This is a genomic window from Bradyrhizobium sp. CCBAU 11361 (assembly GCF_028128935.1).
In the GTDB taxonomy this organism is placed as follows: domain Bacteria; phylum Pseudomonadota; class Alphaproteobacteria; order Rhizobiales; family Xanthobacteraceae; genus Bradyrhizobium; species Bradyrhizobium niftali.
The window spans coordinates 70,482-95,524 of the sequence record NZ_LBJZ01000174.1; the positions used below are offsets into that span (position 1 = coordinate 70,482).

Annotated in this window: 15 protein-coding genes and 1 pseudogene; 11 read left to right on the top strand and 5 right to left on the bottom strand. The window is 58.1% G+C overall.

Features of this window, described 5'->3' with window-relative positions; all coding sequences use genetic code 11:
* Positions 1 to 643 precede the first annotated feature (643 nt).
* The 3 genes from XI08_RS20180 (at position 644) to XI08_RS20190 (ending at position 5,399) form a co-directional block, all read left to right on the top strand.
* Entirely contained in the window at positions 644 to 1,429 is a 786-nt protein-coding gene (locus XI08_RS20180) for a helix-turn-helix transcriptional regulator (RefSeq protein ID WP_271575666.1), read from the top strand.
* Positions 1,430 to 3,235: 1,806 nt separating this feature from the next.
* Entirely contained in the window at positions 3,236 to 4,936 is a 1,701-nt protein-coding gene (rpoN, locus tag XI08_RS20185; RefSeq protein WP_442869847.1) for an RNA polymerase factor sigma-54, read from the top strand.
* 202 nt (positions 4,937 to 5,138) lie between these two features.
* Positions 5,139 to 5,399, top strand: coding sequence for a hypothetical protein (locus XI08_RS20190; RefSeq protein WP_271575667.1), 261 nt, complete (start codon positions 5,139 to 5,141; stop codon positions 5,397 to 5,399).
* 638 nt (positions 5,400 to 6,037) lie between these two features.
* Here XI08_RS20190 and XI08_RS20195 read toward each other — a convergent pair.
* From XI08_RS20195 to XI08_RS20205, 3 genes are all read right to left on the bottom strand, one after another.
* Positions 6,038 to 8,293, bottom strand: coding sequence for a di-heme-cytochrome C peroxidase (locus tag XI08_RS20195; RefSeq protein ID WP_271575668.1), 2,256 nt, complete (start codon positions 8,291 to 8,293; stop codon positions 6,038 to 6,040).
* Between the two features lie 72 nt (positions 8,294 to 8,365).
* Positions 8,366 to 9,772 (bottom strand): hypothetical protein, encoded by a 1,407-nt coding sequence (locus XI08_RS20200; RefSeq protein ID WP_271575669.1) that lies wholly within the window; start codon positions 9,770 to 9,772, stop codon positions 8,366 to 8,368.
* A 75-nt stretch (positions 9,773 to 9,847) separates the two neighbouring features.
* Positions 9,848 to 13,072, bottom strand: coding sequence for a hypothetical protein (locus XI08_RS20205; RefSeq protein ID WP_271575670.1), 3,225 nt, complete (start codon positions 13,070 to 13,072; stop codon positions 9,848 to 9,850).
* 735 nt (positions 13,073 to 13,807) lie between these two features.
* Here XI08_RS20205 and XI08_RS20210 point away from each other — a divergent pair.
* A complete protein-coding gene (locus XI08_RS20210; protein ID WP_271575671.1) occupies positions 13,808 to 16,975 on the top strand; it encodes a metallophosphoesterase family protein in 3,168 nt (1,055 codons plus the stop codon).
* Positions 16,976 to 17,379: 404 nt separating this feature from the next.
* Here XI08_RS20210 and XI08_RS20215 read toward each other — a convergent pair whose 3' ends face one another.
* Both XI08_RS20215 and XI08_RS20220 read right to left on the bottom strand, forming a co-directional pair.
* Positions 17,380 to 17,637: a hypothetical protein gene (locus XI08_RS20215; RefSeq protein ID WP_271575672.1), complete on the bottom strand. Its 258-nt coding sequence runs from the start codon at positions 17,635 to 17,637 to the stop codon at positions 17,380 to 17,382.
* Positions 17,628 to 18,110 carry a HipA domain-containing protein gene (locus XI08_RS20220; RefSeq protein WP_271575673.1) on the bottom strand — a complete coding sequence of 161 codons (483 nt, stop codon included), beginning with the start codon at positions 18,108 to 18,110 and terminating at the stop codon, positions 17,628 to 17,630. Before XI08_RS20220 ends, XI08_RS20215 begins: the two co-directional genes overlap by 10 nt.
* A 473-nt stretch (positions 18,111 to 18,583) precedes the next feature.
* Here XI08_RS20220 and XI08_RS20225 point away from each other — a divergent pair, with 473 nt between their 5' ends.
* The 7 genes and pseudogenes from XI08_RS20225 (at position 18,584) to XI08_RS20255 (ending at position 25,032) form a co-directional block, all read left to right on the top strand.
* A complete protein-coding gene (locus XI08_RS20225; protein WP_271575674.1) occupies positions 18,584 to 19,057 on the top strand; it encodes a hypothetical protein in 474 nt (157 codons plus the stop codon).
* Between the two features lie 110 nt (positions 19,058 to 19,167).
* Complete coding sequence (locus tag XI08_RS20230; RefSeq protein WP_271575675.1) at positions 19,168 to 20,127, top strand: Wadjet anti-phage system protein JetA family protein; 960 nt, start codon at positions 19,168 to 19,170, stop codon at positions 20,125 to 20,127.
* Positions 20,046 to 20,513, top strand: a complete 468-nt coding sequence (locus XI08_RS20235; protein ID WP_271575688.1) for an SbcC/MukB-like Walker B domain-containing protein — start codon at positions 20,046 to 20,048, stop codon at positions 20,511 to 20,513. The genes XI08_RS20230 and XI08_RS20235 overlap by 82 nt, the downstream gene beginning before the upstream one ends.
* A gap of 2 nt (positions 20,514 to 20,515) precedes the next feature.
* The gene (locus XI08_RS20240; RefSeq protein ID WP_271575676.1) at positions 20,516 to 21,685 is read left to right on the top strand and encodes a Wadjet anti-phage system protein JetD domain-containing protein; all 1,170 of its coding nucleotides are present in this window, start codon (positions 20,516 to 20,518) and stop codon (positions 21,683 to 21,685) included.
* A 54-nt stretch (positions 21,686 to 21,739) separates the two neighbouring features.
* Positions 21,740 to 21,995: pseudogene (locus XI08_RS20245) on the top strand (IS5/IS1182 family transposase); the annotation flags it as partial.
* 620 nt (positions 21,996 to 22,615) lie between these two features.
* On the top strand, positions 22,616 to 24,001 hold the full coding sequence (locus tag XI08_RS20250) for an ABC transporter substrate-binding protein (RefSeq protein WP_271575677.1): 1,386 nt from the start codon (positions 22,616 to 22,618) through the stop codon (positions 23,999 to 24,001).
* A gap of 68 nt (positions 24,002 to 24,069) precedes the next feature.
* The gene (locus tag XI08_RS20255) at positions 24,070 to 25,032 is read left to right on the top strand and encodes a carbohydrate ABC transporter permease (protein WP_271575678.1); all 963 of its coding nucleotides are present in this window, start codon (positions 24,070 to 24,072) and stop codon (positions 25,030 to 25,032) included.
* Positions 25,033 to 25,043: the final 11 nt, after the last annotated feature.

Sequence of the window (25,043 nt, forward strand, 5' to 3'; positions counted from 1 at the left end):
ACGTTGTCGCGTGTTTGGCGTATGTCGCATCCGCTCCAAACACCTCAGACGAGGCGGTCTTTGTCTGAGTGCCTCTCTTAAGGGTCCATTTTGCCAAAGCGGAAAGTGGTACGAGAATTGCTGTGCCCACCATGCTGGTTCTTGGAAGTCCTGAGGATCGCATGCACGCTGTCGTCCTTATCAAGCAGCTGGTTGTCGATGTCCGCGCGTGGCGGCCCAACATGCATAAGCGCCTAAGGGGGCTGCACCGGTCCTTGACGTGAGGTGTGTCGAGCTGTGCGAAGAGTTCCGTGCCAAGCGCACTTCTTTGCGTCGGTGCTCTAGATGTTGCTATGTTCTTACGAGAAGTGCTGACCTTATCCGCCGCAACCGCTGCATCATTTGCCAGTCATTCTTTCGAGAGTCTGGATACGCACGCGACGATTCGGCAGCTCGGATAGCAACCCGACCGCTCGGCAACGAACGATATCAGCTCCGCGTGGGCTCAAACCTGCGGGCGGCCCGCGCCGGTTTGCTCCACCTATCGGATCGGTGCGCACCTGGACCGGGTCAAACATCCCGGACCCGGCGCCTTCCTTCGCATCCGGGCGTCCAGCTGCAACAAGCAGAGGCAACATCTGTATAAGCAAAAATGGAAATGGAAATGGATGACCAATCGCACGGCGAAATGCCACTATCTTCAAGCAGACGGGAAAGTCGCGGGCCAGACCTATTCAGCTTCGTCGAATGCGCTACACAGACAAGATCAATCAAAGCGCTGTTCGATCTTCTTGTGAATTGCGCGAGCAATGAAGGCTTTAATAAGGTCGCGTACGGAGCACTCACCTGCTCGAATGAGCGTCGTCTGCTGGACTATCTGCCGCCACCGCCAACCATAAACTTCCCGTCTGATTGGTGCCAACGCTATGCTGAGCAAGAGTATCGAGCGATCGACCCGGTAGTCCGGCGGACAGCAATGCTGCCAAGGCCCTTTCTTTGGGATGAACTAACCCATCGATATGAACTGCAGCCCCGTGAGCTGCGCGTCTTACGCGAGGCCAGAGAAGCAGGTCTAAAGCATGGCATAAGCGTGCCATTGTTTGGATCGCAAGGCCGATTGGCGTTCGTATCGTTTGCATCTCCCTTCGATGATGCCAATCCACAGGATCGCATGGCTCATCTCACGATATTGGCGTCGGCGTTTCACAACGCTGTCGCGCAGATTACACCGCCACTTGATGAAGATTGCGAGACAGACATTCCGCTAACCAAGCGAGAGACAGAGTGCCTATACTGGGTCGCAGAAGGAAAGTCAGCCTGGGTCATCGGGCGGCTCGTGGAGGTCAGCGAGAATACCGTCAACTTTCACATGAAGAACGTCGTCAGGAAGCTAGGGGCGGCGAACCGGACGAATGCTGTAGCCAAAGCGACCCGACGCCGCCTCATTTAACTCCGCGCCCGTTTAAAAGCACGATCAAAGGCCCCGTCCTCGGGCAGGCTCTTCTGTTATTGCCGCGGATCGGGACAATCGATCTCAAGTGGCTTCAACGAAGTACTTCAGCCGAAGCGGCCCAAACCAGATAGCTGGGCAGGCAAGGGCATCAGGCGCGCGTATGCGGTGTCTCTCAACAGCGGTGCGTGGACTTAGGGCGTCGTCGTTGCATGAAAATCTCCTTGCGCCAGACTCGATCCGCCTCTTAAGCGATCTAGTGTTGCTAAATTGGCTGCTCAACGAGATGGCGGAAGACGCCGGCATCATCTTCATTCTCTCCAGCAACCGTCCCGACGCGATCGAGGCCGCGCTACCCGTCCCGGCCTTATCGATCAGGCAATCGAAGTGCCGCTGCCTGATGCGCTCCGCCGAGGCAAGGTGGTCCGCCCTATGGCAGCGGCTTGCCGGTGGACGAAGCCATGGCCGCCGAAGCCGTGCGCTTCACCGCGGGGGCAGCGCCGCTTTACAATCGTGGGATTTCCATCAACGTGAAGCGACCTGCTCGTGCAGCGAGGTCAATCGCCTATCTAGGCGTTGTGGTAAGGGTTCTCCAGCCATCGACCTTGCCGCATGTTGATCTGGCGAGGTGAGCAGGCCAGCACAATAGTGCCGTAGCGGCCGCTGATGGCAAGCGGTCTCGATCTTGATCCGTCGCTTGAACTTCTCGTGGGGCCGCTCAATGGTGTTAGTAACCAGTAGGAGATCTGCCGGTGCCAACGTTCCGCCGCGGTGTTCTGATGCGTGGTGTATGGTGCGACCATCAGCACAGAGGCAGCGGGAGCACGAATTGCGGGTCCGGCGACATAGGCAATGAGCCGGGAGTTCGAGTTGGGTGTTGGCCACCTCTGCTGCTCACTGCGTTGTACAAAAAGCGCTAACTCGCACTTGTCGTCTCGCCGTAGCTCAGATGCCGATGCGGCGACTGATTGGACTCGGCATACACCAAAGCTTCGGTGGGATGTTGTTTTGGGGTGGCGGCAGGCTCCGCCGGCAGCACTGATATGACGCGGAGTGCGCCAAAGCGCTGGCAAGACACTGCTGGCCTGCGATGAGGTGGTGCTCGAGGTCATAGGCAACGGCATGGCGCTCTACGCACGTGCGGACGGCTTTCGCCACGTGATTGTCGGCAGTCCGCTGCAAGCGAAACAACTCGCGAAGGCTCTCGACAAACCGACAAGATCGTCCCGGTCACGCCGGCCAACTTGGAGGAGGAAGGTATCCTTCCCAGATTCGGATGCGTGAGAGGCCCAGACGCGACATCGCGAATATGTTGGGACCTTCGCCAGGATAAGCCGAAGCGCAGCACAATAGTGCCAGCTGTTCGATCTTCCGCCGATTTGCCTCAGCAACTTGGGCAAGAGACTTGTTTTCGAACGCACATGGAGGACGCGCTGCGCTAACAAGCGGCGGGCTTCAGGCAGACGAACGCGACGTCCTACGGGATGTGTAAGATCGCGGTTACTCGCAGAAGTCCCCGAAACTGCCGCGGACTGCCAAGTCGTTCACAGGAGTGTTGCCACGGTGAAACTGTCCTGTTGGTTCATGTGCTCGGGTCAAAGTGCCACCTCCTAACCTCTAGTTCTCTAGTCTCACGGACAACGGAGCTTTACGAAGGAGTTCCGCAAGTGTTTCGGTGTCCAGTTGTTGGCCGCCTACATCAAAAATGTCACCCCCCATCTGCTTTTGCGCGACATCAAAGCGGTTGGATCAGCTCCTGACTAGATGAGCAAAACGCGGGCCAACTTCAGTAACGGTTCTTGCTTCATGGCGCTTACGCAGAGATTAGAGTTCCGGCAATCGCAGTCGCTGGTCATGACGCCGCAGCTGATGCAGGCGATCAAGCTGCTGCAATTGTCCAATCTCGATCTCACGACCTTCGTGGAAGAGGAGCTCGAGCGAAACCCGCTGCTGGAACGGGCCAGTGACGAGGCCCCCGCGGGCGAAGCCCCGGCCGAGGCCGGCAGTTACGGCGATTCCGAGGGTGGTCAAGGCGAGGCTCAGGGCGAGGACGGCTTCGGCGGCAGCGCGGAAGGCTTCGAGCCGGGCCAGGAAGAATGGATGAGCAAGGATCTCGGCACCCGCGCCGAGATCGAGCAGACCCTGGACACCGGCCTCGACAACGTCTTCTCCGAGGAGCCGGCCGAGGCTGCGGCGCGCAACGCCCAGGATGCCGCGCCGACCACCTATACCGAATGGGGCGGCGGCGCCTCCGGTGACGAAGACTACAATCTCGAAGCTTTTGTCGCGGCCGAGACAACGTTGTCGGACCATCTCGCCGAGCAGCTCTCGGTGGCCTTCACCGCGCCCGCGCAACGCATGATCGGCCAGTACCTTATCGACCTCGTCGACGAGGCCGGCTATCTGCCGCCCGATCTCGGCCAGGCCGCCGAGCGTCTGGGCGCGTCGCAGGCCGAGGTCGAAAACGTCCTCGCCGTGCTGCAAAAATTCGATCCGCCCGGCGTCTGCGCGCGCTCTCTTAGCGAATGCCTGGCGATCCAGCTGCGCGAGTTCGACCGCTACGACCCCGCGATGCAGGCGCTGGTCGAGCATCTCGATCTGCTCGCCAAGCGCGACGTCGCCGCTCTTCGCAAGATCTGCGGCGTCGACGACGAGGACATCGCCGACATGATCGGCGAGATCCGCCGCCTCAATCCCAAGCCCGGCATGAAGTTCGGCTCGGCGCGCCTGCAGACCATGGTGCCGGACGTCTATGTCCGCCCGGGCCCGGATGGCGGCTGGCATGTCGAGCTCAACAGCGACACCTTGCCGCGCGTGCTGGTCAACCAGACCTATTATTCCGAGCTGTCGAAGAAGATCGGCAAGGTCGGCGACAAGTCCTATTTCACCGACGCGCTGCAGAACGCGACCTGGCTCGTGCGCGCGCTCGACCAGCGCGCCCGCACCATCCTGAAAGTGGCGACCGAGATCGTGCGCCAGCAGGACGGGTTCTTCACCCATGGCGTCGCGCATTTGCGGCCGCTCAATCTGAAGGCCGTCGCCGACGCCATCCAGATGCATGAATCCACGGTGTCGCGCGTCACCGCCAACAAGTACATGACGACCAACCGCGGCACGTTCGAGCTGAAATATTTCTTCACGGCCTCGATCGCCTCGGCCGACGGCGGCGAAGCGCATTCGGCGGAAGCGGTGCGTCACCACATCAAGCAGCTGATCGATTCGGAGGAGCCCTCCGCGATCCTGTCGGACGACACCATCGTGGAACGCTTGCGCGCCTCGGACATTGATATTGCCCGCCGCACGGTCGCGAAGTACCGCGAAGCCATGCGCATACCCTCCTCGGTGCAACGCCGCCGCGACAAGCAGTGGTCAACGATCAACAGTCAAGCATCGGGAGGAACTGGCGTCCATGAAGAACTCCCAACCGTCGATTTGGAGTCCACAAGCGACACTTCGGATTTCCCTGAAAGTGAGTCTTTGACACGACATTTGTTGATTGGTGATTGAACGAAGCCGCTCGCGCCGACTGCCGTCTGAGAGGATCCGGGCGTTCTCAGAGCAGACCCCTTCAGACAGGAGGTTTTCTGATGGCTCAGGTGAGCCGCCGCATGCTCGAGGACATGATGGTGGGCAGTTTGTCGCCGGCAACGCAGCCGATCATATCTCTAGCAGTATCGAAGCCTAGCTGATTTTTTAGCCGATCGCCCGTTTGGAGGATGTTCATACGTTCCAGGTTCACTTTGTGGTGACAGGGATCTCTTGGCCGCATCTCAACCAGATGGTCTGTGCGTCGCACCTTTTCGACGGCATGACGCTCGGCCACAGCGAGATTTCCGAGCGCATCGCCTGCGCGCGCGAGCCTCGCAAGCTGCCGGTCGTGCTGATTACAGAGGAGGTGGTGAGCTTTCTAAAGGCAATCCTGAGCCTAACGAGCCGTATAGCGCTGACGACGTCTGTGCCACAGCATTAAGCGTGTCGGAAGTGGCTTTCCTCGCGATCCCGGATATCGACAGACAGCGGATGGTAATCCGGGTCGAGCGGGTAAAGCTGGCAGGGACGTCATGCTCTCGCCACGACTTCTTAACATTCTAAGGGCCTATTGGCGGCTACTCGACCGACACGCAGGCTATTTGCCGGCCGCGACAGTTAGCGGCCGCTTGATGCGACCATTCTGTATGCTGCGTGCCGCTCGGCCCACATCGCAGCGGATCTGAACAAACCCGTGACTTTGCACACACTGCAACACAGTTTTGCGACCCATTTCTAGAGTGGCGCCGACATTGTTGATGCGGTCTGCGCCGCAATTGGCCACCTGGACGCCTTCTATGCTTTGACTGTCGCATGGGCCAGCCGACCAGGCACCGGATCTCCCAGGTCGGTTGGAAGCCGAATTCCGCGTCGACGTCCTGAGCGGCATTCGGGCTCTGGGATAGGTGAGGGGCGGCGTCATCGGAAATCTCGAAAGGCTCGGGCTCGATCCAAGCGAAGTCGGCGTCGACGTCCTCGCTCTCGCCGCGATGGTGCACGCCGCCGACAGAGGGATGCACCGGCTCCGCGGAAGATCCAACGTAGCCGCGCCGACGTGCAGGTCGGCGGGCAACACCTTACTCATAGAGTCTTGAGATACTCGACAAGCGCTCGCCGTTCGGCGTCGGTCAATTCTGGTCCGATCACGCCAGGCGGGAGCTTCCTTAAGTCGGTTTCCTTGCCCTCGAAGGAATGTCCACGATTGCTGTTCCCAAGCAGCGAAACGTCGAAGTTCGTCAAGCCGGCCGCACAGCTGTCGGCCGACTGTGCTTTCGTAAGAAGTCCGACATTGACCGGGTCGAACGCGCGGCTGCCGACGCAAAACGACGTCGGCCGCTGGGCCTGCGGTGCCAACATATCTCTCAGCGTTGGAACGGACCCGTTGTGCAGATAAGGAGCCGTCGCCCACACACCGTCCAGCGGACGCGCCCGGTACTGAGGTTCAAGGGCGAGAACAGCTTCGTCTTTGCCGTTGCGGCTCGCACGCGCCCCGACATAGACGCGCTGGTTTTGGCAGTTCTTTCTCGGTCCCCACATTTGACTCTTGGCTTCTTCAGAAGCGCCGTTCGCAATCATCCATTGGTCAATCGTCTTGCCGACCACGTCCATGAGTGCGAGTACAAACAGAGGATCTGCCCCTTTATCTGCCGGAAGGCCACAACCTCCGGCTTTGTTGAGGTCATCTGTAGGATGTAATCCGAGTGACTCGGGTAGGTGAACGCGCCGCGTCGTGAGGACGCTGGATTGTTGGGGGTCGGTGCCGATCGCGGTGACCGGCATCTGGACCACGTTGAAATAATGCCGTCCGCCGATCTCCACCCAATTCTTCTCGTTCTTGGCTGAGCGATCGGGGTTCTCTGGGCTCCAGAACGAATCTTCCGGCCACTTTTTGTCGAAGGCAGTATCGTTGACCGGGCCCCGGTGACATTCAAAGCAGTGAGCGCGATAAAGATCGCGACCTTGTTCGACGAGCTTTTCATCGATCGCCCAGGCCGGGTCACCGCGGAATTTCTCCTGCGCGTCCTTCCATTGCGGGGCCACGAGCCCGGTAAATTTTCTGCGGCCTGCATCGCCCGCCGAAAAGGGATCGGCGCCGCGAAGAAGCTCTTCGAACCGCGAGATTTCGGATAGATGTATCGACGAGGCAAAAAGCGGCCGTCCGGGCGCGGCCGCTGTCATATTGATTTTCGCGCTGACACCGAGCGCCTCGCCGGAATTGCGAACGAGTTCGTTGAGAACAGAGGCGTCATACTGTGCCCAAAGGAAATACGGCGTGTCCCAGATTGGCGGAAAGCTCACGGGCGCATCGTGCCGCGCGAAATTGCCCTTGAGGAGTGGGTCCCGGAGTTCGCCAGTCACGGGATCGAGTAGGTTCGTATAGAAAACCTGGTTCCCGATCCGGTTCAGCGCATCAAGTCGACCGAACCCTTCGTCGAGAGACGCCACTCCCTGTCCTGTCAAAAGTCTGTCGGTCGCTGCCTTTTGGTTCCTGATCTTTTGAAGTGCAAGCTCCAGATCGCCTCGAATCTGCTTTCGATCGACGCTTTGCCCTTTGATCCGCTCCAGCTTGCTGGCGAAACGCTCAAATCGCCATGGCAACATCAGCGTGTAGCCGATCGATAGCCCGATGACTCTTTCAACTTCGCCGAGATTGACCATCGCCGGCCCACCGTCGAACCGTATGCTGACATTCTTGTATTCGAGATGCCCCGTATGACAGGCGGCGCAGGTTAGTCCGATCTGATCTTCATATGGGGCGCCCGTCATCGGATCGACACCGCCCTTGAGGATGGCAAAACCGACCGGCAAAGCGTTCGGATTGCCGGGCGCGCTTGGAGCCCCACCGGGGGGCGCGGTACCCCCATTCGGTGCATCGTCGTGATAACCATATGAGGGCGCATTACCGGCAAAGTCCTTTGAGCCAGGACTCGGGATGAAGCCCAGGCGGCGCAGATAGTCCTCGTCGCTCAAGCTTGTGTAAGAGAAGGACAGCTCCGGGCGTTCCAGGGCCAAGAACCACTGATACGGGACAGGAATGGTCGCCGTCCCCTGGGACGTGTGGTGAAACCAGTAACGCTGACGGGAGCTCCAGTTTTGCGGCAGCCAATAAGCGCTTTCGATTTTTGATGGCTCCGGCAGGGTCGCAGGCAATAATTGAGCGACCAGATTTGCGTCGTTCTTGATTCTAAGAGCTGCATCGCGAACTTTCTCCGGCGCGAAATACACCAGGCCGGCCGCCACGATCACGACAACAAAAATTGCAAACAACAGGCTGGTGACATGAGGCCAGCGCATCACCCAGGAATAAAGACGAGAGCCAAAAGAAGGTCTCCCCATAGCAAGCACTCCATAAATCTTTTCGTGCGTCGAGCCGAGGCGGCAGACTGCCGCAAACGGTCACGGCGTCTGTTACTTGTTCAGCAGTCGGCTATTGATGAAGGCGACCACGTCGGCCGTCTCGGCTGCCGTGCGCCGGGTTATTGTCGCCGCCGCCGGGCCCCCCCGCAAGAACGAGGGGAACCAACCGAAATTGCGAACATTCCAATCTTCTTTCGGCCAGACCGCGCGGTTCACGCCAACCGCTGCGAAGTTTGCAATTTTCCTGGCGAGTGGCTGCGCTGTCTCGGTGTGACAGCTGACGCAATCGGTATTGAAGAAGTGGCTCTTGTTCGGATCGGCAATGGTATTGACGATCTCGATGATGCGGTTGTTGGGCACGTTGCCATCGATAAACTCGGAGGTCGAAACACCCTTGCGATCAGCGGCGGGCAAGGGCGGATTTTGCAACGCCGCGTGTCGACAGGTGATCGGATTTTGATTGTTCGTACCCGGTTGCGGGACGACGTGTTTTCCGCCGATGATGCTGAACATCTGTGCTGCGTGCAGGCCATCAAGCGTCGGGCCGGGCACGGGTATCAACCCCGCTTGCGGGACCCTTAACATCGACACGAAAATCCAGGGCTCGGGCGGTGCGATGCCCATCACTGCCATGGTGTTGAGGCGCTGAGGCGAGAGATGCTTCTCAAGCAAGGCCTTGAGCGCATCGCGAAAAGCCTTTGCCGATGCTCCTACAAGACCCGGATGCACGTTCAGATCACCGGCAGTCGAGACTTTGACTTTACCAAAATGTCCGGCTGCAAGCTGATCGCGCAAGGTCGCGACGTCACGAACGATCGCCTTGAAGGCTTCGTCGTCCGGTTTGAAGCGCGGGAACGGCGCGCAACCCTCCAGAGGCGGATCCGCCTCGAGAGTGAAACTGAAGATAAGGTGGCCCGCGGTGTCGTGAACCTTGAAGCCGTCCGGCCCATTGGTCACCGGCTGAATGATGAGGCGGATTTGCGGTTGCCGGCCAAATTGGGCGACGATATCCGGCGCCAATCCCGGCGCGCCCGGATCGATACGGACGCCCGCCACAAACCAGGCGTCGATCTTTTTCACGGCATCGGGCAACTGAATTTGACGTACACCCGAATCAGGCACGCCCGGACGCTCCGGATGTTCGGCGTTGGCGATAAAGCGCGCGAAGTCCGCGTCGGAAAACAGCCGCTGGGGGGATCCCGAGGGGCCGGCGAGATCGGACACCGCGATCAGATTGGCGAGATCGCCCGCCGACTTCGGCGGAGGAAAGAGAATAGACACATCATTAGGCGCAAGCGGCTTTGATGCGGCTTGCGCCGGAGCCGTTGTGACGTTCAAAGCTGATGCGCACATCACTCCCGCCGCAAACAGTCGTGCAAGCCGCCGACCAAACATCGATCTGTGCATTTCACCCCTTTGCCACCATTGGAAATCCCCCTGTAAGACTAAAAACGTCACGCATCAGCTGTCAAAAGCGGCGGTCCGCCGCTACTCTCTCTCGCTACGGCAATGCGAGCGAGGGGATTAAACTCCTCATTCCTCACCGTAGAATTGACTTTGCAAGGTCTTGAGTTTCGTCGGGTGTAACGCCTCCTCAATACAGCCGAGGAACATCTCACTTCTTGTAGTGACCCGCGTCCTGTCGACCGACGCACGTGCCATGTCCGTTTGTAACGCGCGTACGGCCGCCCAGTCGTTCGCACGATCCTTGAGCAACTCGAACAGTGTTCGGCGATTGTTGGGCGGAGATAATCGGTCGTCTCTATACCGGTGCAATCGGAAGTGGGCCAAAGTGACCTTGGCCGAGATCTTGGCGTCCCTCAGCGCGTCGGGAAGCGTCAGCAGATCGAACCCTTCGAGCTCGCCCAGCTGCTGCATTTGATCCTGCGCTTCCTGATATTGCTCGCGGCCGACCAGTTGATACATTCCTCGCGGGCGAAACAGCCAACCGTCATCCGTTCCGGGTTGGTTGCCGAACAGATTGCCGTCGTAACCAAGGACGAAGTTGGCCAATTCCTTGGGATGGTTGAGTAATGAACTAATGTCGACCGCGGGCTTGTTTGCGGCCGCAAGCTTTGCGTTATTCTGGTCGATGCGATCGCGCCATTTCTGTGGGAGTTGTGAAGCCGCGCTGTACGAGAAATTCTCGCTGCTACGCGTAAAGTCGGCGCTGTCGTAGGACACTGACCCAAGAATATAGGCCAGGATACGAGGATCCGTCTCCTCGACGCGATCCCATTCCTGCAACAAGGCCTTAACCTGCTCGGCCTGATAATAGGCCATGTAGCTCTTGCGATATGGCGGAACAGGTAGAGGAGCCGGTGAATGGTCCTTGCTCGATTCGGCCAACTGGTGCTCGTAGGCGGCGAGTTTTTCTTGATACTTCTCATAACCGCGCTCTTGCAGCCAATTGCTCTCATAGCAGGCAAGCAACGGCTGCGGCTTGATCTTTGGAGATGGTTGATATTCCTTCGCTAACTCGCCGGCGTAGGCAGCCCGTGCGAGCTTGGCGTCCTTAAGCGTTTCAAATGCGGACGCGACCGATCCATTCAGAAGATGGAATAACTTCACCTGCAGGCAATCAGCGTTGCTCTGCCTCTCGCGGGACTGATCGAAGTCGTCCTTTGGCACGCAATCCCAAAAGCGACCGCTGCTCAATGAGATGATATCCTCGGTCTTCTGGGACAACGTCCAGCCGAGTGGAAGGCTGTAAAACAGGCCTGTTATGTCCGTGCGGCCGAACGTCGGAAAGCGCTGCACACTGGGAGTCACCTCGGCCTCGAGCCGACGATCAATGCTGGTTGCATGATTGAGCGCGACATAGGTTCGGGAGGTTCGCGTGCTCAGAAGCGCGCGTACCGGCTCCATGAGCTCACCGAACATGAATGACCCATGATCACCGAATTGCCCGCTCACGAGAGACAGCATGTAAATTCGGAATTTCGGCGCATCGGAGGTGCCCTTGATGGCGTTAAGCTTCTCAATGAGATCGAGCGCGGTCTCGATCCCGGAGTTCTCCACGTATCCGCCGTCCACCAGGCGCGCCTGCGGATGAGAGGTTATGCAGTCATTCTTGACCGAGACGGTCGCCGCCGGCGTAACCCACGGAAATCGCGCGCTCGTGAAAGCGGCTGTGCTGAGCGGAATACGAAGCGAGTGGCTCTTGACCGTTTGGTCAGCCCCGGTGCCCGCGCGTTCAAGCGCTGCAAGAACACACAGGTCCGTGTCTTTCGGGTGCAGCGGATCGAAATCGAAGGGAGAGATGACAGCCCGTTTGCCGCTGCCGGCATCTGTCGTGTTGAACAACAGCGCCGGCATGTTTTTATCGGGCGCCCAATGGGACTGATAGTCGGCCTTTAGCAGATTGGATCGATCGCCGGTGCCCTTGTGGTTGCCAAGCATTCTGTCGCCGGCGTTCTCTAAGGTGTATTCGAGGAAACGCGCGCGATCGAAGGCGGGGACTGCGACCGGTGAAAACATTTGAGTGAAATCGGTAAAGAGAAAGCCGGCGACCAAAGGCGACAGAAAATCCGTTGCCAAGACGCTTGCAACGCGCTGCTCGACCGGGCCGGGAGCATCAATATCTTGGACCCGCCCAACTCCAGCAAGGAAATCTGCGATTTTGGGGCATGTCTTTCCGTCGACGGCATTCGAATCAAGGGACGCATTTTCGGCGTGGAGCGCAGCGGCGAAGATTGCCGAACCGACGCTGCCGCCGGACACACCGCTTATCGCAAACAGATGTTGGCGAAATGCCGGGCAGAGATCCTGCAGCCGCGCAAGGAACCGCGCTGCATTATTGGCGGCATAGATCCCTCCGCCTTGAGCCGCCACAATGAAGACGGGATATTCGCCGAGCCTCTTGGCTTCCTCCACTCGCGGCTTCTGCAAAAGCCACTCGCGGAATGCGCCGGCAGCGGACATGCGCGTTTTCTCCGGCGGGCTGTTTGCTTCAGAGACGGTACGCAGTTCGTGGTTGTCACCTCCGAATAAGGAGGCAAGCAGAAACAAGCCGCCAAAGACAGCCGGAATGAACGGAAACGCAAATCTGATCGTCAAGAGAGCAAAATGGACGGTGAGACCAATGACGCAAACCGCAAAGAGAGCGATCACGCCGAACGATCCAAGAAATTGTGCAAGTCTATCCGGCAGCAGGATAAATGCTGTTGTCAACAGCACGATGCCGCCAATCGAGAGCGCGAGAAACCTGTAGCGGATGAAGTAAGCGTTGTTGGCGCGGCTCGCGATGTCAATCGAGCGGTCTCTTGATCCTATTCGCCAAGTAAATGCCACGAAACAGGCGAGCATGATCAGCATGGCGATCGCGAGGATGAGCAGTATGTTCCGCTCAAACGCGAGCGCCTGGTCCTGAATGCGGAAGATGCTGCCGACCTCCTCGACCTCCCCAATCTTTCGCGCCGGTCGCGAGGCGAATTGGCCTGCTGTGGCGGCGATGATCGGCAGTGCTCCAAGCAGGACGGGAGCAAGTCTTATATAGTAGGCGAGGCGCCCCGAAAGCTTAGGGATTTGCGGCAGGGATGCAGTTGTGAGCTGAAACGCGCTTGCCCAAATTGTTATGGCAATCAGGCCCAGGGCAGCGAACTCCCTGAACGTCACCCAACCAAGGTCGTCGGCGGCTATCCGGTAGAGTTCCTGAATCTGATCTGGCAGGTAGAGCAACACTGAGATAGCTAACGACAGAACGATTATCCATCTAAGATTGCGCAACAAGGTAAACAGCTGCTCGCGCACACTCATCGCGTTATCTCCCTCACACCTTTATGGAGATTGCTGGCAAGCCACTGAAACAGGCTCTGGTACTAGGCATGCGCGCCAGCTCACGTTGAAATTGTTCAGCCCGTAGCGTACGGGCGACTCGAAACAGATCATCTTTTAGGACACGCTCTTAGGTAGCGCGTCAAATATTGTGCACTCCCTACAGGAGTGTGCCGGCTTTGTCGATATGTTCTGCGCGGCAATCGGAGAGTTTTCCTCCGGCTGGCCAAACTTCTTCATCGTCGGGCAAATCGCTTTCCTATGACTCCTCTTGAGAGAGTTGGCACGGCCTGATCACAAACGCTGAGCACAAACCGCACCGTTGCCTGTAGGAAGATTACGCGCTTGCCAGGCATAGGGTGCCAGATGGCCCGCGACGAAGCTGCCGTGGAATGGCCTGCGATGGCGACGTCTTGCTGCTTGAAAGAAAGGCCTGGCGCTCTTGTTCAGCTTGACTCCGGGCGGAAACGCAAAAAAACGGCAACGCCGCTGCTGTAGTCTGTGAAGCTACGAAGTCCCGGAGTGTGGGTGCTGCTGCGCACCCTGCCGACGCTATCAGCCATACCAGGAGCGATGCCGACCTAGGATTGAGGAGTGCCTGCTGCGACTCCTAGGCGGCAGAGAAATGGCTGACGCTATCGAACGGCTGTAACTTTCCTCCGGCGTTCCGCGCATAGCTCGCTCCACCAACTCGTGATCGACGGAACCCGCACTGCTATGAAAGTTTTGCACCTTTCTGACCTTCATCTTTCGGCCAAACACCAGCACGACGAGGAAATTGTCCTAAAGGCTGCAATAGAAGCAATCGAAGCTCGCCGGGACGAGGCTGGCGCTTTCGATCTTGTAATCTTTTCGGGCGATCTCGTGAATCGCGGCGGGGATGAAAACGTTTTTCAAACGGCCAGATCGACGTTCATCAAGCGCTTTCTGAACGCTGCCGGCGCTTCTGAAAGCCAATTTGTTATATGTCCCGGCAATCATGACATTGACCGTGATGTCGTCCGAAAAGTCGGCTACATCGAAGCCGGCCTTCTCAAGACACTTACTAATCGGAGTGAAATTAACAAGTTCGTCGACGATCATTGGTCTCACCCGATTTCCTCTGCTCCCCCTCCATTTGCACGGTTGTCAGGATTCTACCGTGATGTTTGGGCAGCCCATTCAGATAGCTGCATATCGACCAATCTTTTCTTGAAAGCCTACATCATCAAACAAAGCGATGGCGACATAGGTATCGCCTGCTTCAACACGGCATGGCGCTGCACGGGCGAAGCGGGCGACGTTGACAAGGGAAACCTGATTCTTGGCGAAAGAGTCGTCGATCACGCTATCGAACTCTTGCGTTCGGCTCGCATAAAGATCGGCGTCTTCCACCATCCCCTCTATTGGTTAAATGAATCTGACCAAGTAGCTGTCGAAGGGCGGCTCCAAGCCGCGTTTGACTTACTCGCTTGCGGTCACATTCATCGTCCAGGGCCCGAGTTGCGTAAAACAACAATGGGCGATGCGATACTTTCACAGGCCGGCTGCCTGTATGGAAGCCGAGAATGGTTCAACGGCTACAGCATTGTGGAGACCGACAGCAGCGACACTGCAATTGTTCGCTTATACGAATTTTCAGATCAACGTCGAAAATTCCTGCTAGCCACGCGAGTTGTGGACGAGGGCATTGTCAGATACCCATTTTCCTCCTCTGGAGGCACCTCTACAAACACGCTTTCAACAACACTGCGCAAAGCCCGCCCCAATATCCGAAAGTTAGCAAATGACCAGATAGCACTCGCGGGCATTGCAGAACAAAGTAGAGATATTGACGAACACTTTGTTTGCCCGCCGCTAAACAGGCTTTCACAGGCAATCCCCACCTCACAGGTCAATGATTCTCCAGAGAATGACCGCGAGAACTTGTTGGGCATTCTGAAAAGCAAAGAAAACGTCACCATCGTGGGTCGGTCGGAGCTTGGGAAAACGACCGTTGCTCACTATATCGCTGTTAAGGTTTCAGAAGGCTTTGGCGATCAAGCGCGCTTTCCCTTGATTGGAAGGTTTGCTGAGCTCGAATCGAAGGATGGCAGTCTGTGGAGACTTTTCCGCAGTTATGCGAATGAAGTGTCAGATGGTGCCGCGACGAGAGCCTTTGTTGAAACCAATCCGGTATTCGCAATTGTTGACGACGTAGATTTGTTTGACGAGCCCCGCGTCAAGGCTCTCGGCTTGCTGATCACGAAACACAATAATGTCCGTTGGTGCATATTTGTCCGGGCAGCAGCCGGCACGGAGTCTCTTTGGAAGGCTTCTGGCAATGCCTTTCCAAACACCGAGCAGTACGTCATCGGAGAGTTACGTCGGGGAGCGATCAGAGCCCTATCTGATACCTACTTCGTAAGTAAAGACGAACAAGATCGGCGCTATCAGAGCCTGATGGAGCAGTTGCAGCGTATCGGCCTTCCAAGAAGCGGCTATGTCGTTTCGCTTATCCTTTGGGCGTTGAAGAATAGGTCCCAGGGCGAACTGCTAAACGAAGCCGTTTTGTTACAAAATCTGATCGATCACATTTTAGGTCGCATGGATTACACGGGAGCGCTTCGTCGTGAATTTGACTTCACCATGAAGTCGCTAGTCCTTCAGAACCTAGCTTTCCACTTTAAGACGACCAATGAAGTCCAATCCAAAAACGACGTGGTCGAGTTTGTGATCGGCCTGCTCAAGCGTAAAGGACTTAGATATGACGCAGCCGAGATTGTTCGCGCGTTCATCAAGTGCGGCGTCTTGTACGAGGTCTCTGAAACCCTCTCATTCCGCTACCGACGCTTTCAGGATTTTTTCTTTGCTGGGTATCTCCGAGATAACCCTGCTGATATCCAAGATATCTGCAAAGGGGAACGCTGGCTAGATTACACAAAGGAGCTTGATATCTACACGGCGCGATTTCGTCACGAGAAGCAGTTTCTCGCGTTTGGGCTGCAGATAATCGAAGGCATCAACCGCCCCGAGCCGCCTCTCTCCGTTGAGCAGCTCGAAGACTACCTTTCCGAAGGCCAGAATCTGGACTTTACGCAGGCGCAGCTCAGCAAAATGCGCAAAGAACGCATGACGGCCGAGAAAATCGACGAACTGATGGATAAGACCGACCAGCGCATCGCCGAAAAGCGCGAGAAAGAGGCGCGTGACAAAGCCAAGACTGGGGTCGAAATCCGAAGCAATCGCGTAATCAAATTTTCTATGGCAGTGGAGATGTACAGTGAATTCATCCGAAATCTTGAGTTTGTCGATAAGGAAGTAAAGACAGCTCATCTGGAACATTGCTTGACGTGCTGGGAAACAATTCTCCGTGGCTTTCTGTCCGGCCTCAAAGAGGCAATCGATGATCTAGTTCACGATATACATAATGGAGGCGAAGTCGCCGCCAAAGTGAACAAGAAAGGAAGCACGCTCTCCCCTGAAAAGCTGTCCCAGCTATTTAGGTTCATCGAGGGTACGATCAAGCATGTCATGCCGACCATCGTTGCTGAGATCGCCTATCAAAACCTTGGAAGCGAAAAGCTGGTTGATTTTATCGATGAGCAGATACGCAGCGAGAAGACATCTGCAATTCGCACGCTGCTCTGCTCTTTCATGTTGCTCGAGATCGACTCGTCCCTAGCTATAACCAGGATAAGTGAGTTTTACGGATCGGAAGATACGCCACGGTGGGTGACAGCTGTCATAACCGAGCGCCTGTACAGCTATTATCGGCAACGACCTCTGGCGGGCGCAACACGCAAAAAATTTGAGGAACTTGTTGTGACGCTAGAAATGCGCTTGGCCGGTGAATCTCGGCCAAGAGTTCGAGGAAATTATTTATCCGCCTTGAAGAAGAAGGCATTCAAAGAACCAAAGTCCTAAACTCTTATTGTGGATGAAGCGCCACCTACAGTCAAAGATCGAGCCATCTCGCGGGACTTGCGGCGCGGATTTGGCGCGGCGGACTCGATCATGGCCATGGATTACCTCAAGGGTCGCGCATGGCAACCGAAAGGCTACCATACGCCGCCAGCTGACAATCGTTAGGGTCGCGCCGGGCGTCGATCATGGTTCGATGAACGCCGCTGCGCCCGGATCACGCCCCGGCCTGCCTTGACCAGATCGAACCACCCCTTCAGGTGCGGATGCGCCCACCAGTCGATCCGTCGTTGATCGACCGGAGGCGCGAGCCCGCGGGTTCATATCAGTTATTTGTCATCTGATTCAGCGTCCGGAACGGGCCTCGACGGCGTCCGTCGGCCTTGAGGGTCCCGAGCGCGGCGCGTTCACGCCGAGTATTGCTGCACAATCGCTTTGCCGCGCGCCGAGATTCCGTCCAGCATGGTGTCAAGCACCGGTTCCGTCAGGTCCTCGCCCCTCGCCCCCTTCACGACCTCGCTGAGCGCGTCGGAAATCTTCTCGCCGAGCCCCACGAATCGCGTGATCATCTCGTCGGGATCCATTTTCATCACTTCCGCCTGGCGCCTCCAGTGCCGCGGCAGGACTTCTGAGAACTTGTAGGAACCCCCGATCTTCATCGCCATGCGCACCGCCGCGGCTCATGTTCGTCGTCGTCGTAAGGCACCAAGCTCAGGACGTTGTGGAGTGGTGCAAGAAATATCCGCCGGCCCGGGAGGTGGATGACTGAGAAGTTCTTCGCGGGAGCGTCGGTACCGAGCACCAGGAAGCTGAAGGCGATCATGTCAGCGAACGTCGCCTTGTCCGCCTCCGGATCGGTAGCGTAACGCAACACGTCACTGGAGATCTGCTCGATCGAGGGGCCGCCTTCGCTCTGGTATTTGACGGCGGGATGCGCGCCGAGCGCCTGGCACATGTCCTCCTGGTGGAAGCGTCTGACCGCGCCGTCGCTACCGATCTCGCGGTCATATCGGGTGACGACGATCGGGATCTCTTTACCAAACTTCCCAACCTTAACTTCGGCCGCCGTGATCCCGAGCTGGTTCGCAAGACGCAGACACGCGTACTCGTTCTCGGTCGTGCCTCGCAGGTGAGGCATTGGCGGATATGATTTTTACGCAAGTAGCGGCGATATTAGTTTTAGCAAATATGCCGAGCTATGAGTTAAAACTCATGCCGGTGCGATCGGCGCTCGTCTCGTCCAGGAACCAGCCTGACGCAGCGACCTGAACGGCTTCGCCGCCTTGGTTGCGGGTCTTGCCGCACGATGACCGTGCCCCGGCCGGGTGAGTACCCGTGCGGGGACGTTTCTATCCTCGGCCTGAAAGCGGATAACCGCCGCTGGGTGCACGCCGCAATTCTTCCGGCCTTCAAGAGCACGGGGGAACTCCATGGGCATACCAAATGAGACTCTCGGGGCCTCGACAGAACGCGTCGAGCGAGGGTATACCGGAACATACTGTGAACCACTCTTCCAGTTGCAAATTTTGAACCTGCTCTCGGTTTAATATCTTACATCTTTTCATGGGTTTAAGGCCGACTTAGGATGCCGGCGCAAGGAGCGTGCAATCATTGTCCCTGTTCCGCCATTTGCATGACGACGCGTTCCTGGCCTTCTCGCGCGATCACAAGCACCTCTATGCCGCTTGTCTGCTCGATCTCCATGAGCGTTTTTTTTCGGGGGCGCCGGCATTCCCGAGCCCTCAGCAGGTCATGCACGCCATCTACGATGTGATGCGTGCCAATCCCACGTTGTGGAGCGAAACCGATGATTTCGGCAGCCTGCCGGAAATGATTTCGGCCGGTCGCCGCCGCATTCGCAGGGCCGATGTCGCGCTCGCCTCCGAGAAGGGTGAAAAGGCGCTTGGCCTGGCACGGCAGCTCTATGCTCGGCTCCTCGCCTGGGGAGCTCGAGGAGGAGGAATATGGCCTGCGCGTCACAGTGGACATGGCGATGGGACCTCTCCTCGTCATCCAGCGGTTGGCGAGCCTCAACAAGGATCTGTCGCAGCGCTTCGGGGGGCTGATCGTCCAGATACGCCTTAGTCTCGAAGCGGTTGAGAAGCTTACGCCGGAGGTGACCGATCGCAAGCAGCGCGAAGCCGCGCTCGCAGTCAAGAGAGGCTCGCAACCAAGCGGACCAATTCACCGAGAGCTTGCGCGCCATTCTCGCCGACCTCAAGCGCATCAGGCGAACGGTGATGGAATCAAAGACCGTCGGCAGCCGGCTCGAGGCCTTTTTCGAGGAATTCGTCGACCAGCTCTTGCTCAAGGATTTCGAGTCTATCCTGACCTTCAACCATCCTTACCGTTTCCGCGACGCCATCGTCGACCTCGCGCGCAGAATCTCCTACACGCCGGTCACCATGCAGGTGCTGGCCGAGGAGTACGTCGCCGCCAGCATGGCGTCAGACGTCAAAGACGGCCACACGGCCGCGGCCGACGACCTGCTAGCCATCGAGAACATCTTCGAGCAGATCGGCGAGATGTTCGATCGGATCGAGACCTTTCGGCGGCAACTTGAGGCGCGCGTCCGAAACACCATCAAGTACGCCGAGCGGGGCGCACAAGGTCTGGTGGGCCGCGCCGGCGACCTCGTCCGTCGTCTCGACGCGCTGCTCCGAGATGGACGTCATGAGGGCGCTACCGTCGAGTGGAGTGTCGAGCCGCTTCGGTCTCCCTGGTCGGAGCACCATCAGGCGCCGAGCCGCCGGCCACGCCGTCCTGTCGAGGCGAGGGAGCTTTCAGCGCCGCCTTCGGATCCGCTCTATGAGCTGAGGAAGCAACTGCGGCTCGAATACATCACGCGCATCGCGCCGCGCCCGGAGGACGTCCGAACGTTTCTCGAGGGGCAAGTCCCGCCGGCCGGAACGAAGGAGGCGCGCTTCTTCGAAATTGGGACGGTGGACGACTTCCTCGCGTTCGACTGCGCTCGCCGGTACGCCCTGACCGGCGAAGTGCCGCTGCAGATCGCCGGAAGCTTCGAATTCGAGCCGTCGCCCGACACTCCGCCGCACGACAGCGAATGGCTGCGATGCGCGAATTTCGTAATCCGTCGTCGCGCACTTGGCAGCAGCTTTGGCAGCGGCTTTGGCGAGGGAGCGGCGCATGCTTAGCGAGTTCGAGAACATCGAGCGCTCCGCGGGCGCCGACAAGGCCGCTCGCCGCCGTCTACGGAAGTGCAGAACGGCGCGCAGGCAAGCCGTCCGGCTTCGCGCTCGCGATGTTCGACGAGGCGTTCTCCAAGATGGACGGCCGAAATCAGCGCCAGATGATGGCGTTCTACAAGAAGCTGGGCTTGCAGTTCGTGATCGCAGCGCCCTTCGAGAAGCGGGTGGCGGTGCTGGAGCACATGGATACGATCGTGGAAGTCGACAGAATCGGCGAGCAGTCGAGGGCGAGCGTTGTTTCGCTGAAGGAAAAGGCCAAGCGCGAACTCATGGCGATCGATCCTGACCTCATGTCCGACCAGGATCTCGCCGCCCGGCTCGCAGCCGAATAATCATGCCTCGCCGCTTCACAGACGCGAAGGACCTGCTCGGCGATCTTCTCGATCGTTTCGAAGCCGGTGCTGCGAGTCCGATCGCGCATCCGGACTATGCGGCTTTCCCGTCCGTCGTCGATGCCGACGCCTTTCTGAAACGTATTCGAGAAGCGGAGGCTGCCGGCGCAGTCTCCCTTGGTTGGGGCCGCCGCGGCAAGCGGGACCAACTCGCCCACGTGCGGCTGGCTTCGGCGGAAGCCCTGTACCAATACCTCGGCCGCACGCCGGCGCCGCAGATCGCGCAGGACGCCGTCGCGCGGCTTGTCGGCGGATCGGCGCTGCACGATTCGCTGAAGACAGGCGCTGCTCAGATTGCCGCGGTGTGGGGACGGGGGAAAACGTGGCACGGCTTCGCTTCGTCCGATGTCGATACGCTGCGCCACGCCTTCGATCTCGCCCAGGCCATCCTGGACAACAAGCATCTCGACGTGGACTATAAGACCTTCTCGCGACGGACGGTGAAGCACAGCAAGACGCTGGAACGCGTTGAAGGCGTCGTGGTTCGGCTCCTGAGTGGCGTCCTCGAGTTTCCTCCGGGCGCGCGGCCCCGCGAGGCACTGCGGGCGATCGGGCTGGAACGCTTTGCCCCGCCGCTGCTGATCGCGGGTAAGATCGATCTCCTTGGGGCCGATCTCTCCAGAGTCACTCCGCTCTATCTCGGGATCGCGCCTAAGGAGGCAGATCGTGTCCGCTTCCGGGAGCCGCCGGCCTATGTTTTGACAATCGAAAACTTCGCAAGCTTCAACAGGCACGTCGCCGAGGCCGACCCCGCTCGACTGGGTGCTACGCTGTATGTTGGCGGGTATCCCTCGCTTGCCACCCAACAGGCCCTGCGCACGATCTCGGCAATGGTGTCCGAACAAACCCCGATCTTTCACTGGTCGGATATCGATCCGGACGGCACCTGGATATTCCACACGATCGAGCGCGCCGTCGGACGACCGATCCTGCCGCATCTCATGAGCGTCGAGATTGCCGAACGCTCGGGGCAGGCGCCGACCAAAAAGTCCGCACCCGCTCGTTGCCCACCAAACTCCGGCATCGCTTCACTGGCGGCATACTTGGCCAAAGATGAATCCAAGATCCTCGAGCAGGAGGAGCTTGATCCGATTCTTCCTACGCCCCCGTAGGCGTTCGGACTGACGAGGGCGCCAGCTTGCGTAGCGGGCACGCTTGGCCATTGACGTAAGCGGCTCGGTGACAAGCTGGAGCTTTTGCTGGCCGAGAGCTTGAGGGGGCGCATGAGACTGGCGCGTTGCGGGCGCGCGATCTCAAGCGTGCGACGGTGGAGACCACGTTCAGCCCAAGACTATCACCTCCCGACCGATGCCAAGCTGGAGCATGCGGCGATCAACCAATCGGCTGGCCCGCGAGTGCGGCCTTAAGCTGCGGCAATCCTATCTGCGCATCGGCTCAGGCGCCGCTCAGTCATCGAGCCGTGATCGGCCACATGAAGAGCGACGGGCATCTCGGTCGCTGCCATCTCAAAGGGCCGGGAGGGGGACGCCGCCAACATCGTCTTTCACCGCCGTCGACCACAATCTCCGCCTCACCCTCAGCCTGGCTGAGGCTTTCGTTGCGCCTATTCCGCAACGCCTTGTTGCTGATGTTCGCGGTCGCGCTCGAGCTTCGTCCTGCAACATAGCGGGTTGAGAGTTGATTGTTTGCGGATCGAGAAAGGTTGCGGCAATGCATCAAGCACTCGTCCCTCTTAAAAGCAGCACAATCAAGAACAAGATCGAGGCGTCCGTGCCGCAAGGTGAGATCAACAGAGGATTTGAACGAGCTACTATGCACCAGCTCGGGCGGTTGGCCCGGCTCGGCCCTCGTTTGTAGGCTGGCTGCGCGAGGCCTGAACATGGGCCTGCATTGATCATCTCCCCCATGGCTTTTGCAACGGCTGCTCTAACGCTGTTTTCTTGACTTACCCAAAAATACCCAACTTCGATCTGAATGGGTGCATAAGGGCGGAAAATCACGGTTAGCGTTACCAACACTCGCGGCCCTGGAAGACGACAGGCACGTGAATTTGAGGGCCGAAGAGCCCAGAGGAGGGACCAATGCCAAGGACGCTAGCCGCACTGCGCGGCCATTCTTACCATTTCGTCAAAGCCGCTCTGATTTGCTCAACTCTCTTGTCCGGTGCGGCCGCATCTTCCGGCCAGGCCAAAGCGGAGGATATCAACTGGCGTCAGTTCGAGGGCGCTTCGATCGTTTGGGCTTACGACATCCATCCATATGCTGACGCGGTTGCAGCACAGCTTCCTGAGTTCGAGAAGTTGACGGGCATCAAGGTGACGCCCGAGCTTTATCCGGACGATGCCTATTGGAATAAGCTGACCATCCAGCTGAGCACAAAATCGCCCTCCTGGGACGTCGTCGGCACAGGAATTCAACCGGCTTGGGATCTTGCGCCCGGTCAACTGCTTGAGCCGCTCGACCGCTATCTGAACGACCCTAAGCTCACATCGGCAAGCTATGACTACAAGGACTTCTTCCCCGCATTGCGTGACGCGCTGACTTGGCAAGTCGATGGCGGGCAGATCGAACCGGGCCGGGGTCAGGTGTGGGCCATCCCGCACGGGTTCGAAAACATCCAATTGTTCTACCGTAAGGACATTCTTGACAAACACGGTATCAAGGTTCCGACAACCCCGCCGGAAATGTCGGCGGCATGCGAAAAGCTAAAATCTGCCGATCCCGCGATCACGCCCCTGGGCGTGCGAGGCGTGCGCTTTTGGAGCAGCATCCACACGGCCGCGATCTCAATCGCCAAGTCCTATGGTGTACACGACTTCGTCGTCAAGGACGGCAAGTTGGAAACCGGTCTCGATTCTCCCGAGTCGATCGCCTTCCACAAAGACTACGTGGAGATGATCAAGAAGTGTGCTGCCCCATCCTTTGCCAACGACAACTGGTACCAAGTGGTCGATGGCATCAATTCGGGTCGGACAGCGATGGCGATCGATTCCAACATGTTCGGGTTCTGGAACGATGTTGCCGGCAAGCCCGCTTCGGGCAAGATTGCCTTCGCGCCGCCACTGCGAGCTCCGAACGGCAAGACTTTCGAATCGAACATCTGGATCTGGTCCCTGGCCATGAATGCTGCTTCCCAGAAAAAGGGAGCGGCCTGGCTCTTCATTCAGTGGGCGACGTCAAAGCAGGTCGAGCTGAACGGTGCCATCGCCGGCAAGCTCGTCAACTCGCCGCGCGCTTCGACCTGGAGCGACAAGGTTTGGCTCGACTATGCGGCTAAACCGGAATTCACAAATTTCGTGGATACCTTCAAGAGTGTTCAGGACAGGGCTGCGCTCGCCTTTACGCCGCGCGTAGGGTTTGCCGAGGCCATGAACGCCTGGGCAGTTGCTATGCAGAAAATGGTTAATGGTGCGGACGTGAAGGCGACATTGGCCGACCTCGCCTCCGAGATTCGCTCCTCCATGTAAGGCAACCGGGGAGCGGCATCACCGGATTGCCGCCTCCACTACCCCCGCGTATCTTCGAGATGTGAGCGATGAACCTTCGAGGCATCGACGCAACCGTGACGCTACAATCATCGGTAGGCCAACTGGCACCGCCCAAAAAAGAGCAGGTGCAAAACGCCGGGCAGCATGCTCTTGACTGGTGGAGCCTTGCTGCGATTGCTCCCGCGATCATCATACTGCTCGGATTTCTTTTTCTGTTTTTCTATGGCGTCTTCCAATCGCTGACCGATCTCAAGCTTGGCCGTCCCCTTGTTCGCTTCATTGGGGTCACCAACTATGAAGTGGCAATCAAGACCCAAGATTTCTGGAACAGCGTGCGGGCGACCACGGTGTATGCCTGCTCCGCGGTCCTCGCGGAAGCGTTCTCTGGGCTTGCGCTCGCTAAATTGTTCGCAAGCCGCGTGTTTCTTGCACAAGTGATGCGACCTGTCATTCTCCTTCCGTTGGTATTGCCGCCAATGAGCGTCGCCTTGATGTGGACCACAATGATGGATCCACAAAACGGGATTCTGAACTATTTGTTTTCGCTTGTTGGGATCGGCCGCTTCGCCTGGATTTCGGACGCCGGTACGGCGATGTTCTCGCTAGTTCTCATCGACATATGGACTTACACACCATTTTTTGCGCTCATCATCTTCGCCGGTTTGCAGGGCATTAACGAGGAGATCAGAGAAGCCGCGCGGATCAATGGCGCTAAGGGTTGGGCGACGTTCCTCTATATTGAGCTTCCGCTCATTGCACCGTATATCCTGATCGCCGCAGTCTTTCGGTTGATCGAGTCGCTCAATCAGTTCGATATCATCTTCGGAACAACCCAGGGCGGTCCAGGTGACAGTACCTCGGTGCTCTCGGTTCGCGCCTACATCACGGCTTTTCAAAACCTCGCCTTCGGGCGTGGTGCCGCGCTCATGGTTGTCAACTGGTTGATCGTGCTTCTCGGGACCTTGGCCATGGTAAAACTTTGGCGGTTGGTTCGGCAGCGCGTAAGCTAGAGGAGGCTGGC

Coding starts and splice junctions, on each gene's coding strand:
- XI08_RS20195 (WP_271575668.1), bottom strand. CDS start 8,293: ATGGGGAGACCTTCTTTTGGCTCTCGTCTTTATTCCTGGGTGATGCGC.
- XI08_RS20180 (WP_271575666.1), top strand. CDS start 644: ATGGATGACCAATCGCACGGCGAAATGCCACTATCTTCAAGCAGACGG.
- XI08_RS20235 (WP_271575688.1), top strand. CDS start 20,046: ATGCGCGAATTTCGTAATCCGTCGTCGCGCACTTGGCAGCAGCTTTGG.
- XI08_RS20220 (WP_271575673.1), bottom strand. CDS start 18,110: ATGCCTCACCTGCGAGGCACGACCGAGAACGAGTACGCGTGTCTGCGT.
- XI08_RS20215 (WP_271575672.1), bottom strand. CDS start 17,637: ATGGCGATGAAGATCGGGGGTTCCTACAAGTTCTCAGAAGTCCTGCCG.
- XI08_RS20250 (WP_271575677.1), top strand. CDS start 22,616: ATGCCAAGGACGCTAGCCGCACTGCGCGGCCATTCTTACCATTTCGTC.
- XI08_RS20205 (WP_271575670.1), bottom strand. CDS start 13,072: ATGAGTGTGCGCGAGCAGCTGTTTACCTTGTTGCGCAATCTTAGATGG.
- XI08_RS20255 (WP_271575678.1), top strand. CDS start 24,070: ATGAACCTTCGAGGCATCGACGCAACCGTGACGCTACAATCATCGGTA.
- rpoN (WP_442869847.1), top strand. CDS start 3,236: ATGGCGCTTACGCAGAGATTAGAGTTCCGGCAATCGCAGTCGCTGGTC.
- XI08_RS20240 (WP_271575676.1), top strand. CDS start 20,516: ATGCCTCGCCGCTTCACAGACGCGAAGGACCTGCTCGGCGATCTTCTC.
- XI08_RS20210 (WP_271575671.1), top strand. CDS start 13,808: ATGAAAGTTTTGCACCTTTCTGACCTTCATCTTTCGGCCAAACACCAG.